This is a genomic window from Pantoea folii (assembly GCF_056678875.1).
In genome coordinates, this window is record NZ_JBWXON010000001.1 from 702,194 (window position 1) to 715,061 (window position 12,868).

Below are 12,868 nucleotides of genomic sequence, written 5' to 3' on the forward strand. Positions count from 1 at the left end.
CTCATCTCCTATGAGTTTGTGCTACCCAACGGCCGCCACAGCAGCAATGCCAGCCATGGCCCACCCATCAGGGTTGCCATCAGGCCAGCAGGAATTTGCCGTGGATACAGCAGGTTGCTGCCGGCCCAATCAGCCAGCATCATTAAAATGGCGGCGATCACCGCGGCAAACAGCATCTGTTCCATGGGTTTACGCGCGCCCAGCTGGCGGGCCAGTTGCGGGCCAAGTAAGCCAATAAACGACAATGGCCCAACAATTAAGGTGGCAACGCCGGTCATCGCCGCAGCCAGCAGCATCAGCAAAAGCCGGGATTGAGTAACGTTCAGCCCAAGCGAGGAGGGAATTCCCTGCAGTGACAAAAGCAGCATCGCTCGCCGCAGCAGGGGAGTGAGTGCCAGCAGCAACAGGGCCAGGGTGAAAGCTATCACGGCGATGGGTGTGCTGACGTAATAGGTGGATCCGGTCATCAGCTGGCGCAGCATCGCAGCGGCCATACCGTTGTTGCTGATAACAATGGCGGCAACGGACTGGAACAGCGCAGTAATGGCCAGCCCGCTCAGCAACATGCGTTGTGGATTGAGGGCATAGTGGCGCGCCTGCCACAACGTTATCCCCAGTGTGATCAGCGCACCTGCCGCACTACTGGCAATCATCACCGGCATCGCTGCCATCGGCCAAAGTAACAGTTGCACAGTAATACCCAGAGAAGCGCCGGCACCGATGCCGAGCAGTTCCGGGCTGGCCATCGGATTACGGCTGATACGTTGCAAAATCACCCCTGCAGCTGCCAGCAGCACGCCGGCGGCGATGGCGGCCAGCAAGCGCGGCAGGCGAAACGGCAACATCACCTGGATCTCAGCGAGGGAATTCCAGCGCCAGCCATTTACCCCATGAGCAAAGGCAAGCGCGACAATCAGCATCACGATAAACAGGGCCAGCACCGGCAAGCGTGTAAAGCTCCGCGCCGGGAAGGGAGCAGGTTGAGGCCCGTTCACATCGGGCTGGAAAAGATGGCGCAGGCGCGGCAAAAACCACAGTAACAGCGGCGCACCTGCCAGCGCGGTCATCATGCCGGTTGGGAGCAGCAAGCCATCAATACCATTGAGGCGACTGACCCACTGATCGGTGAGCCACAGTAAACCGGCGGCCAGCAGCGGTGACCAGAGAAGCTTCTGGCGCAGGCTTTTTGCGCCTGCCAGTACCGCCAGGTGTGGCGCAGCAAGCGCGATAAAACCGATGACGCCCACCACACTGATCACCAGGCTGCTCATCAGCAACGCAGACATAATCGCAATCCCACGCACCCATCCTGCAGGCAAACCGATTGAGTGGGTAACCCGCTCATCCAGCGCCAGCAGGCGTAAAGGGCGCAAAATCAGCAGCACGGGAACTGCAGCGAGTAGCAACCGCGGTAATAACCACCATAATGCATGCGCATTCTCCTGCGCCAGCGAGCCGCCACCCCAGATAAACACGGCGGACAGCGAACGGTCGTAAATGATCGACAGCAGCAGATTGGCCGCGCCGCAATACAGGTTCACCAGCATGCCCGCCAGCGTCAGCGCCAGCGGGGTAAACCCCTGACGTACACTGAGCAGAAAGACCAGCGCAAAGGCGATGATGGCGCCGCTAAGCGCAATCCATTCACGGCCCACCAGTAGCCATGCCGGTGCCATCAAGGTGACGAGGGAAAGCGCTAAGGTTGCGCCGGAGGCAATGCCTAACGTCATCGGTTCGGCTAACGGATTGCGCAGCGCCTGCTGCATCACCACGCCGGTAAAGCCCAACGCCAGGCCGCATAAAATCGCCATACCTTGACGAGGTAACCACATCAGCGTGAAGACCTGTTGTGCCAGCGTGGGCATTGCGGTGTGGTGCAGCGCTTGCCAAGCATCGTGCCACGGCAATTGGTGTTCCAGCTGATCAAGACATAGCATCAGCGCAACTGCAAACAGTAAAAGCGTCAGTGAGGCGGGATGGCGAGTCATGGATTTGCCTCGTTTAACGCCTTGACCAGCGCTTCGGCGAAACGCACGGCGGTGAGCACGCCTCCTTCCGTTGAAAGTCCATCCGGTAACACCAGCAGTCGATGCCCATCCGATCGCGTGAGGGTATGCCACAACGGAGATTGCAATACGGGGTTGAGATCAATTTCCGGCCAGGAAGGAAGCAGCGCCAGCCAGCCGGGCGGCAACTGCGTGAGTTGCTCCAGTTCCAGCGTGGCAAAGCCCTGAGCGCCCACCGCAAACGGCGTGTGGTGCGGCAGGTCAAGTAAACCCAGCACGTCAGAAAACAGACTTCCTGCGCCCAAAGCCAGCACATGCAGGGTATCCAGTGGATGCAGTAAATAGATGGGTTTGTCTTTGAAGTGAACGGCTTGCTGTCGCGCTTTTTCCAGGCGTTGCAGCAAACCTGCCATGACTTGGTCAGCGCGTGTGCGGAGATCGGCCAGCTGTGCCAGCGCATGCAGATTCTGCTGCGCCTGTTGCCACGGATGGGGGCCACTTGTCGAAAAGTAAGATAACGGAGCAATGCGGGATAGTTGTGCTTCAGCCATACGGTGTGCTGGCGTGACCAGTAACGCGTCAGGCCGCAGTTCAAACAGGGTTTCGTAATTGGGTTGGAACAGCAAACCCACGTCGGCGACCTGCTCGGGAAGCGGAGGCTGGCTAAACAGGCGGCGATACCAGTCGGGGGCGGCAACGCCAACCGGCGTGATGCCCAACAGCAGAGCCATTTCGGTGATCCCCCAATCGAGGATCACCCAGCGCGGCGTCGTTTTTGCCTGCAGCGGAAACGAAAAAAGGGCCGCGCCTGCCAGCGCGCCCTTAATCAGTGTTCGACGTCGGATTACCACTGATAACTCACCGTGGCGATCAATTGACGGCGTAAGCCAAAGTGACAACCAAGATCGTTACAGTTGCTGAGGTACTGCTTATCGGTCAGGTTTTGCAGATTCAGACCAAGCTGCCAATCCTGCCAGCGATAGCGCATCATCGCGTCGTAGATCATCGCAGCCGGCACTTTCAGGCTGTTGTCGCTGGTGGCATAGCTGGTGCCCACGTATCGACCGCCGCCGCCAATCGTCAGGCCATCCAATACACCCGGTAGCGCATATTCGGTCCAGAGCGCAGCAGTCTGGCGGGCAATCGATACTGGTTGCTTACCTTGCGTATCATCATTGGCTGACAACACTTTCGGGTTAGTCAGTGCATAAGAGGCATTTACCAGCCAGCGAGATGTGATATTGGCTTTCGCTTCCAGTTCTAATCCCTGTGAACGGATTTCGCCGGTCTGTACTGAGTAGTTGGCGTGATCCGGATCGGCGGTCAACACGTTGGTTTGGCGCAGGTCATACAGGGCCGCACTGAACAGCGCATTAAAGCCGTTTGGCTGATACTTAATCCCGACTTCCGACTGTTTGCCTTTGGTCGGTTTAAACGGATCGCCGCCAAACGAGGTGCCTGCCTGTGGCTGGAATGAGGTGCCGTAGCTGATATAAGGCGCAATACCGTTATCAAAGTGATACAGCAAACCTGCGCGGCCGGTGGTGGCGTAATCATTCAGCTCAGTGCGCGTGCCGCTAACCCAATTCTGGCTGCGCGTTTGCGCTTTGTCATAGCGGCCACCCAGGTTCAGCACCCAGTTGTTCCACTTCATGCTGTCCTGCAGATAGATACCTTGCTGGGTCATGAAAGAGCGGCTGTGATAATCGATCGATGGCGATTCTACTGGCGTGCTGTAATCCGGATTGAGATAGCTGATATCCGAAGCGCTGCCATAACCGCTGTTCTGCCGCAAATCGTCATGCACAAAATCGACACCCAACGTCAGCGCGTGATTGATGGCGCCGGTATCGAGATTGCCTTGCAGGTTGGTGTCCACATCAAAGGCGTTAAATGACTCGATCACCCGCATGCTGTCGCGACTCACCGTGGCTGATCCATCGGTGATGGTCGCGGTGGGATAGACCATCTGATAATCGCTGCTGGTATGCAGATAGCGCAGGTTTTGATGCACGCTCCAGACGTCATCAAACTTGTGCATAAAGTCGTAGCCGATGCTGGCCTGCTCACGACGGTAATAGTCGAAGCCGGGCTGACCGCCGTAGAATTTGTCAGAGAAATTGCCCTGCGCAAGTTTTACAAGGCTGCCTTCCAGTGGCAACTGATTGTAAAAACCGGTGTAAGGATCTTTGCGGAATTGGCCAAGTAACGTCAGGCGCGTGTCGTCATTCGGCTGCCAGGTCAACGCGGGCGCGATATCGTAATGCTTGTATTTGGTGTAATCGACTTGCGTGTCATTACGCGACCAGGTCCCGGTGATGCGGCCCAGCCAGTGTTCATCGTTATCCAGTGCGCCAGAGAGATCGAGTCCCGTTTCGAACAGATTATGACTGCCGGTGCTGACAAAAATCTGGTGAATGGGCTCCGCGGTCGGGCGCTTACTCATCAGATTAATCACGCCGCCGGGACTCGCCTGGCCGAATGTCACTGAACTCGGGCCTTTGACCACCTCAACGCGATCCAGCAGGAAAGTGTCGTAATTCGGACGCGACCAGTAAGTCACCGTTGGCAGGCGTAAGCCATCCAGGTATTCATCGGCGGCAAAACCACGGATATAGATGTCGTCAAACCGATAATCTGCACCGCCGCCTTCGGCACCAATTCCTGCGTTGTAACGCAGTGCTTGTGGCACATTCAATGCCGCCTGCGAAGCCATTTGCGCCTGGGTGATCACCGAGATGCTTTGTGGCGTTTCGATAATCGGCCGCGTGCTTTTTGTGACAGAATCTGCTTTCTTCGCCACCTGGTTCCAGCTGTCGGCATCTGCGCTATCGCTATCGACACTGTTCGCTGTCACGGTGAGTGTGGCGTTCGAATTGTTATTATTATCAGCAGCCCAACCTGATGTGCTGCTGATTAGCATCAGCAGCAATACGCTCAGTGGCTTGCGCTTAAAGGTGCAATGACCCGGCATTTATTTTCCCCGATATGTTCCAAAGGCCCCAAATAGTGATACAAATGATAATCATTACTATCTTATTTGATAGCGTCCTGCTGGCGGGTTTGCACCTTCTCAATTGCAAATAACGCAGAGCAGACATCAATCGGCAATTTAACGGGATTGGGTGAAAGGGTGTTGCAGAAACCACTTGCGGCGGAAATGACGCCAGCACTGCCATTACTCGCCACGCGCGAAATGCATTATCAGGCTGGTCGTGAAGAGCGCTGGCACGCGCATGAAGTGGCGCAACTGGTGCTCTGTTTGCAGGGTGTGATGCGCGTGCAGACGCAAACCGCTTCCTGGACATTGACACCCGGTCGTGCGCTTTGGCTGCCGGGCAGTGTACCGCATGCGTTGACCGCGCTGAGCGATATCCGCAGTGCCAGTTTGTATCTCGATCCCAAACTAGCGCGGGCGTTTTGGCCGCAGGCGCGTAGCATGTTGATCTCGCCGCTATTACAGGTGTTGATGCAAACGCTGGTGGAGATCGAGTTGCAACCGCAGCCCGACCTCGCGCGTGTAGATCTGATTTCACCGCTGTTACTGGATGAGATCCGCCGTGCTTCGGACGGTCCGGTGTGCAATCTGCCGTTGCCCAGCGACCGCCGTTTACTCAACATTTGCCAGCAGCTACTGGCGACCCCGGCCAGCGGCGATACGCTGGAGGAGTGGGGCCAGCGCGTGGGTGCCAGTTCGCGCACGCTGGCCCGCCTGTTCCGCGAGCAAACCGGTATCACCTTTACCCAATGGCGCCAGCAATTACGACTCTCAGAGGCACTGGTGCAATTGGCGCAAGGGCAGACGGTTTTGCGCACCGCCAACCAACTTGGCTACCAAAGCCCCAGCGCCTTTATCTCGATGTTCCGCCGTTTGATGGGTGAAACACCACAGCGATTTCTGCGAATTTCAGCCTGAAATCGCCAGGGATATTTTACATCAATGCCCACTGGCAGTAGGGCGCACGGTGATTTCGTTAACGTCGACTTCGCCAGGCTGATCGATGGCCCAGCTTACCGCCCTGGCGATAGCCTCGGGCTTGAGTGCAATCTGTCGATAGCTTTTCATCGCCTCGCGCGCCATGCTATCGCTGATGCTGTCTGCCAGTTCAGATTCCACCACGCCGGGATTGATTACCGTGACGCGCAGCTCACGCGATTCCTGGCGCAAACCATCGGAAATGGCGCGAACCGCATATTTGGTGGCGCAGTAAACGGCGGCGGTGGGGGAAACCGTTAACGCTCCTACAGAAGCGATATTAATAATATGCCCCATGCGCTGTGCCTGCATGGTGGGCAGCACCGCAGCGATCCCGTACAACACGCCGCGAACATTGACGTCCAGCATCAAATCCCACTCCTCAACTTTCATTGAACTCATCGGCGAGAGTGGCATAACGCCAGCGTTGTTGATCATCACATCAATGCGTCCGTATTTCTCCAGCGCGAAATCCGCCAGCTTTTGCGTATCACTGCGCTGTGTGACATCTGTTGCGAGATAATCCACGCTGGCACCTTCACGGTGTAATTCATCGCACAAGCTTGCCAGGCGATCGGTACGGCGTGCGCCCAGCACCAGTTTGTGCCCCTGATGGGCCAGATGACGGGCAATGCCTTCACCAATTCCGCTACTGGCACCGGTTAACAGAATAACTTTTTCGCTGAAGTTCATGACGAGTTCCTCGTGTAATTGACGAGGCTATTGTTGAAAAAGTCAGCCGGGCGTAACAGACCGGATTGTGGCGAATGTTTGCCTGATTCTCTCGCCGGCATTGTGCATCACTGAATGAAATGGCTATGCTTTGCCTGAACCTCTCTCTGGAACGCTATCTATGTCGAACACGGTAAAACAGCAAACCTGCCACCTGTTACGTCAGCTGGCCCGCCAGGAAGGCTATACCGAATCCTTGCTGGAGAGCGTGCGCTTTATGCGTGCGGACCAACAGTGGGCGCGCACGCCGGTGCTGTATGAGCCCAGCATCATCATTATTTGCCAGGGATCGAAACGCGCCTTTCTCGCCGATAAAATGTATCGCTATGACGCACAGCATTATCTGGTGCTGTCAGTGCCGTTGCCCTTTTCCGCCGAAACTGAGGCAACTTCTGAAGAGCCACTGCTGGGTATAGCAATCCGTCTGGATGCTACGATGGTCGCGCGGTTAGTGGCACAACTTGCCGAAGCTGAGACAGCGGTCACGGTACCACCAGCAGGGATTATCTCTACGCCGATTAATGAGGTGCTGGCAGAAAGCACGTTGCGATTACTGGAGGCGCTCAGCGATCCACTGGAGGCTAAAGTGCTGGGACCCGCGCGCGTAGAGGAGATATGCTTTCGTATATTGATGGGCGAACAAGGCGGGGCGGTGCGCGCGGCGTTAACCTATCAAGGCCATTTTGGCCGTATAGCTCGTGCACTGCAGCGTATCCATGCTGACTGGCAGCAGCCACTGGATGTACCGCACCTGGCGAACGAAGCGGGGATGAGCGTGCCGCGTTTCCATCTGCATTTTAAAACGGTGACGCAAACGTCCCCGATTCAATATCTTAAATCGCTGCGTTTGCATCAGGCTCGTTTGATGATGATTCGCGATAATTTGACCGCCGCCGGTGCCGCAGCGCGAGTGGGATATGAAAGTGATTCCCAGTTTAATCGCGAGTTTAAACGCCTGTTTGGTCGCAGCCCGGCAGAAGAAGCGAGGGTGATGAAAAGGGCATTTGAACTGCTGCCGCCTGAGCAATTAACCGGGCGACTACAGGCACATTAACTTAACGTATGCCCATCACGGCAATCACCGCCACAATCCAAAACAGGGCACAGCCTGTCAGCATCCATTGCCAGATCTGATGGCGTTCAGGATTGATAAGCGGATTGATGCGTGCACGTAAAATCGTTTGCATAGAAACCTCAGGTCAGAATGTTTAATCGGATATGGAGTGGCTGCGTTCAGAAAGGTCTGGCAGCGGATAGGAATATTCTGACTATTTCTTACACAACGATCGACGAGACCAGTCTTGTTTGTGCGAGGGACGAAAGTGTGAGAGGGGCCTCCAGCCGCGAAGATTGGAACTTCACGCGGCTGGAGACAACAGTTTTACACGCTGTGGGTGACGCCTCCATCAACACGAATGTTCTGAGCGGTGATGTAGGCCGCGCCGGGTGAGGCGAGGAACGCGATGGTGGCGGCAACTTCTTCTGCGGTGCCGTATCGCTTGAGCGGTACGCTATCCTGACGAGCATCGTTTTTTGGCAAGCTGTCGATCCAGCCCGGCAACACATTGTTGATACGAATGTTATCAACTGCGTAAGTATCCGCGAAAATTTTGGTGAATGAGGCGAGTCCGGCGCGGAACACGGCTGAGGTCGGGAACATATCGGTGGGTTCAAACGTCCAGGCGGATGAGATGTTGATAATGCTGCCACCGCCCTGTTTTTGCATGATAGGCGTCACCAGACGTGATGCGCGCACAACGTTCAGGAAATAAGTCTCCATGCCGCGCTGCCAGTCATCATCACTCAGTTCCAGTATCGGCGCACGTGGCCCATGTCCGGCGCTATTGACCAGCACATCAATGCGACCCCACCGCGCCATCGTCGCCTCAACCAGTTTTTGTAAGTCATCTACTGACTGGTTGGATCCGGTGATACCTAATCCGCCTAAACGGTCAGCCAGCGCTTCCCCTTTGCCAGAGGAGGAAAGGATCGCAACCTTATAGCCATCCGCTGCCAGTTTTTCTGCTGCTGCGGCACCCATGCCACTACCGCCTGCCACAATCACTGCGACTTTTTCTACTGTCATAATTCGTATCCTTTTTAAGATTAGAAGTCGATTTATTGCAGTATAGGGGCTAAATTCGGTTGCAGAGAGTCAGTCTGATTCGCAATTGACGATAGGAAAACTACAGGATGGGTCAGGGGTTTCCCACGCTACCGCCGCTTAATGCGTTGAAAGTATTCGAAGCGGTGACACGTCATCTCAATTTTCGCCTCGCTGCTGAAGAGCTTGGCGTCACTCAGGGCGCGGTGGCACAGCAAATTCGTGGGCTGGAGAGCAGCCTGGGGCTGAAACTGTTCGAACGGCTGCCACGGACTTTGGCGTTAACCGCAGCGGGTGCAGGTTATGCGGTGAGTGTCCGCCAGGCGTTTGAGTTGATCGATGAGGCCACACGTGCTTTGCGACCCGAACCGGATCATCTGACCTTGAGTGTCACGCCGACTTTTGCCAGCCGCTGGATGCTGCCTCGCTTACCGGCCTTTACCACCGCGTGGCCGGATATTGACCTTCGTGTACTGGCCTCAGAAAGATTGGTGCAGTTTCATCACGAAGGGGTTGATCTGGCGGTGCGTTATGGACGTCCTCCGTTTGGGGCAGGGCTGGATGCCACGCTGCTGTTCAGTCAAAGCGTATTGGCAGTGGTGAGTCCGGATTTATTGGCTGGGTTGGGCGATCCGCAGGTTCGGGATAGCTTTGAGCGCTATGCTTTGCTGCATGACGGGCACCATCTTTGGCCAGTGTTTCTCTCTTATCTTTTCCCGCACAACAGGCTACACCATCAGCATCATTTGCGTTTTAACCAGACTGCACTGGCCTTAGAGGCGGCGGTCAGCGGGCAGGGCATTGCCCTTACCAGTCCGCACTTTGTCGAAAACGATCTTGCTCGCGGTCGTCTGGTGCCCGCGTTTCCTCAGCAAATGAACGTTGACGCGGGCTGGTATCTGGTCTCTCCCCATCGTCCACGTGAACACACGAGCGTACAGGCCGTGCGTGCGTGGTTGCTTGAGCAAATAAAATAGCTGTATGTGGCCGAAAAATTGCTCCGTTTTGTTCAATCACAAAATCAGTAATTCTGATGATCTCATGTGGATTATGAATGTTATAACTGACTGAAGATGCAAATCCGGGCTTTTATCCTGCAAACGCAGTGGATTAGCAAAATATCACGATATTTCAGCAAGTAACCATTAGCAATGCGCGTTGCAATCCTGCTATGGCTGTGAATAAATACAAGGTCAATCATCATAAAAATGCCATAAAGGCCAGGCATCAGCCTGAAAAGATCAATGCAATTATGACCGACCTTAAAGATGTTTTAGCCAGGGACATCAGCGCCAAAAGCGAAAGCATGGAAGCGCACCTGATTGCCATCCGCCGTGATATTCACGCGCATCCCGAACTGGGGTTCGACACGATTCGTACTGCGCATATCGTCGAGCATGAACTGCTGCGCCTGGGGCTTTCGCCACAAACAGGCGTCGGAAAAACCGGCGTGGTGGTGGATATTGTGGGCGAACAGCCCGGCAAAACCATCCTCATCCGCGCCGATATGGACGCGCTGCCGATTCAGGAACAGACCGGTTTACCGTTTAGCAGCACCTACCCCGGTAAAATGCATGCCTGCGGCCACGATATCCACACGGCGACGCTGCTGGGTGTGGCGGCGATTGTTGCGCAATACCGCAGCCAGTTAAAAGGCACGGCGCGGCTGATTTTCCAGCCAGCCGAAGAGACGCCTGAGAGTGGCGCCGAGGCGATGATTGCTGATGGCGTGGCTGAGGGTGTGGATCTGGCGATCACTCTGCATAATAAGCCCGAGCTGGCGGCAGGTGAAATTGCGCTGACGCGCGGTGCCAGTACGGCTTCCAGCGACGAATTTGATGTCGTCGTCCACGGCAAATCCACTCATGCTGCGCGCCCACATATGGGAACCGACCCGATTATTGCGGCGGCGAACCTCATCAGCCAACTGCAAACCATCATTTCACGTGAACTCGATCCGGCGCATTCTGCGGTGTTAACCATTGGCCATATTCATGGTGGCTCGACGCACAACATCATTTCCGATAGCTGCCTGATTCAGGGCACTGTGCGGGCGAAATCACCTGAGTCACGCGCGCACATTGAGCACGCTTTTAAGCGTATCTGTGCCGGTGTGGCGCTTTCGCTGAATACACGCATTGATGTCAACTATCAGCGCGGCGTGCCCCCGTTAATGAATGATGATGCGCTGATCGATGTGCTCGAACCCATTTTGTCGCACCAGTTTGGTAAGCCGATTGTGGCGAAACCAAGTGCCAGTTTTGGCGCGGAGGACTTCTCCCTGTTTACCGAGCGGGCGCCAGGTTGCCAGATTCATATTGGATCCGGTGCGCCGGGACGCGACGATCATCTGCATAATTCGGATTATCAACCCGACGAACGCAGCATTCATGCAGGCACTCAGGCATTAGCCCGTTTAGCCATCGATTTACTCTCCTAAAATAATGAACTCTGAGGTTTTATGATGATGCGTAAAGGGCTGTTTACCGCTTCCGCTGGCCTGTTGCTGCTGGCAACTTCTGCACTGGTGCAGGCAAAAGATTTTGGCACACTGAAATTCGCAACCGAAGCGGCTTATCCTCCGTTCAACCAGTCTACGCCGAGCGGCAAGATTGTTGGCTATGAGCCCGATATGGTGGCGGAACTGGCGAAACGTGCAGGCTTCAAATATGAAATCGTGGCGCAGAAATGGTCTGGCATGATCCCGGGCCTGGTCGATGGCAAATATGACGCGGTTATTGACGCTGTAACCGTCACGCCTAAACGTGAAGAAGTGGTGGATTTCACCCATCAGTACACCGTGAGCGTGTCTGGTTTTGTGACCCTGAAAGGTAGCGCTTTAGATACTTTGCCGGGTAACGGTGAAGTCGTTCAGGCGGGTGATGAGGCGGGCATGACGAAAGCCATCGATGCGCTGAAAGCGAAATTCAAAGGTAAAACCATCGCGGTGCAGGTCGCGACTATTCAGGCTGATTTCCTCAACAAATATCTGGCTGACGTTGCCACCATCCGCACCTATCAGGCTGGCCCGGAAACTTTTGCTGACCTGCTTAACGGTCGCGTTGATGCGGTAATGGCGTCACGCACCAACCTGAATGCCTATGTGAAAAAACACACCGATACCGTGAACAGCACCGGTTACGGCTTCTCCGGCGGCGTGTTAGGGCAGGGTTCAGCGATTGCCATTCAGAAGAACAACCCGGAGCTCAAAGCGGCGCTGGATACGGCTTTAGTTTCAATGATCAAAGATGGCACGCTGAAACAGCTATCAGAAAAATGGTTCGGCGAGAACGTCGCGCCTGCGGAGTAATGCTAAGCGCTTATGACTATTGACTGGCAATTGTTAGGTTTTGGTGACGAAGGCTGGGGCGGCGTGTTGCTTGACGCCGCCACGGTGACCGTCACCGTTTCTTTGTGTGCATGGCTGCTGGGCGCAGTGCTCGGCAGCCTACTCTGTTGGATGCAAATTGGTGGTGCGCGCTGGCAACAGCGCCTCGCTAATGGCTATATCACGCTGTTTCGCGGCGTCCCTGAGCTGCTGGTGATCTATTTGTTTTACTTCGGCGGACGTCAGGTGGTCTCCTTCGTCGGGAAAACATTAGGCATGCAGGGGCCGTTTGATGTTAACGGTTTTGTCGCCGGGGCTATCGCCATCGGATTGATCTCTGGTGCTTACCAGAGTGGTGTGTTTCGTGGCGCATTTTACGCCATCCCGAAAGGCACGCTGGAAGCGGCTACGGTGACAGGTATGGGACGACTGATGTTGTTTCGCCGCATGATTGTGCCGCAGGCGTTGCGCACGGCTCTTCCGGGAATGGGCAATCAGTGGCAGTCGGTGATTAAAGAATCGGCTTTGGTTTCCGTGACGGGCTTGGTGGAAACCATGAACCAGATTTCCACCGCATCCAACTCCACGCAAATGCCATTTTTCTTTTACAGCGTCGGCGCGGTGATCTACCTGATCATCACCACCTGTTCCGATTTTGTTTTCCGCTATGTGGAAAAAGTGGCCATGCGCGGGCAACAACGCGCGCGGTTGTAAGGAGCCAC

Annotated in this window: 12 protein-coding genes; 6 read left to right on the top strand and 6 right to left on the bottom strand. The window is 55.3% G+C overall.

Annotated elements, in window-relative coordinates:
• Positions 1 to 8: 8 nt before the first annotated feature.
• Genes fhuB through AC1MDE_RS03385 form a run of 3 tightly spaced genes read right to left on the bottom strand, consistent with a single transcriptional unit; the run spans position 9 to position 4,980 of the window.
• The gene (fhuB, locus tag AC1MDE_RS03375; RefSeq protein ID WP_479401797.1) at positions 9 to 1,988 is read right to left on the bottom strand and encodes a Fe(3+)-hydroxamate ABC transporter permease FhuB; all 1,980 of its coding nucleotides are present in this window, start codon (positions 1,986 to 1,988) and stop codon (positions 9 to 11) included.
• Complete coding sequence (locus tag AC1MDE_RS03380) at positions 1,985 to 2,857, bottom strand: ABC transporter substrate-binding protein (RefSeq protein WP_479401798.1); 873 nt, start codon at positions 2,855 to 2,857, stop codon at positions 1,985 to 1,987. Before AC1MDE_RS03380 ends, fhuB begins: the two co-directional genes overlap by 4 nt.
• Positions 2,851 to 4,980 (bottom strand): TonB-dependent siderophore receptor, encoded by a 2,130-nt coding sequence (locus AC1MDE_RS03385; RefSeq protein ID WP_479401799.1) that lies wholly within the window; start codon positions 4,978 to 4,980, stop codon positions 2,851 to 2,853. The genes AC1MDE_RS03380 and AC1MDE_RS03385 overlap by 7 nt, the downstream gene beginning before the upstream one ends.
• A 159-nt stretch (positions 4,981 to 5,139) precedes the next feature.
• Here AC1MDE_RS03385 and AC1MDE_RS03390 point away from each other — a divergent pair, with 159 nt between their 5' ends.
• Entirely contained in the window at positions 5,140 to 5,922 is a 783-nt protein-coding gene (locus tag AC1MDE_RS03390) for an AraC family transcriptional regulator (RefSeq protein ID WP_230599014.1), read from the top strand.
• Positions 5,923 to 5,943: 21 nt separating this feature from the next.
• On the opposite strand, the gene AC1MDE_RS03395 is transcribed toward AC1MDE_RS03390, so the two are convergent.
• On the bottom strand, positions 5,944 to 6,675 hold the full coding sequence (locus AC1MDE_RS03395) for an SDR family oxidoreductase (RefSeq protein WP_480344261.1): 732 nt from the start codon (positions 6,673 to 6,675) through the stop codon (positions 5,944 to 5,946).
• Positions 6,676 to 6,835: 160 nt separating this feature from the next.
• Between AC1MDE_RS03395 and AC1MDE_RS03400 the strand changes: the two genes are divergently transcribed.
• A complete protein-coding gene (locus AC1MDE_RS03400) occupies positions 6,836 to 7,768 on the top strand; it encodes an AraC family transcriptional regulator (RefSeq protein ID WP_480344262.1) in 933 nt (310 codons plus the stop codon).
• 1 nt (position 7,769) lies between these two features.
• On the opposite strand, the gene AC1MDE_RS03405 is transcribed toward AC1MDE_RS03400, so the two are convergent.
• Complete coding sequence (locus tag AC1MDE_RS03405) at positions 7,770 to 7,901, bottom strand: hypothetical protein (RefSeq protein WP_480344263.1); 132 nt, start codon at positions 7,899 to 7,901, stop codon at positions 7,770 to 7,772.
• A gap of 194 nt (positions 7,902 to 8,095) precedes the next feature.
• Positions 8,096 to 8,800 (bottom strand): SDR family oxidoreductase, encoded by a 705-nt coding sequence (locus AC1MDE_RS03410; RefSeq protein WP_480344265.1) that lies wholly within the window; start codon positions 8,798 to 8,800, stop codon positions 8,096 to 8,098.
• Between the two features lie 107 nt (positions 8,801 to 8,907).
• Between AC1MDE_RS03410 and AC1MDE_RS03415 the strand changes: the two genes are divergently transcribed.
• The 4 genes from AC1MDE_RS03415 to AC1MDE_RS03430 all read left to right on the top strand — a co-directional run bounded on the left by AC1MDE_RS03415 (position 8,908) and on the right by AC1MDE_RS03430 (position 12,860).
• Complete coding sequence (locus AC1MDE_RS03415) at positions 8,908 to 9,795, top strand: LysR substrate-binding domain-containing protein (RefSeq protein ID WP_058960470.1); 888 nt, start codon at positions 8,908 to 8,910, stop codon at positions 9,793 to 9,795.
• 275 nt (positions 9,796 to 10,070) lie between these two features.
• Positions 10,071 to 11,258, top strand: a complete 1,188-nt coding sequence (locus AC1MDE_RS03420) for a M20 metallopeptidase family protein (RefSeq protein ID WP_080748138.1) — start codon at positions 10,071 to 10,073, stop codon at positions 11,256 to 11,258.
• A gap of 21 nt (positions 11,259 to 11,279) precedes the next feature.
• Positions 11,280 to 12,128 (top strand): transporter substrate-binding domain-containing protein, encoded by an 849-nt coding sequence (locus AC1MDE_RS03425; RefSeq protein ID WP_409566165.1) that lies wholly within the window; start codon positions 11,280 to 11,282, stop codon positions 12,126 to 12,128.
• Between the two features lie 12 nt (positions 12,129 to 12,140).
• Complete coding sequence (locus AC1MDE_RS03430; protein WP_097117609.1) at positions 12,141 to 12,860, top strand: ABC transporter permease; 720 nt, start codon at positions 12,141 to 12,143, stop codon at positions 12,858 to 12,860.
• Positions 12,861 to 12,868 lie beyond the last annotated feature (8 nt).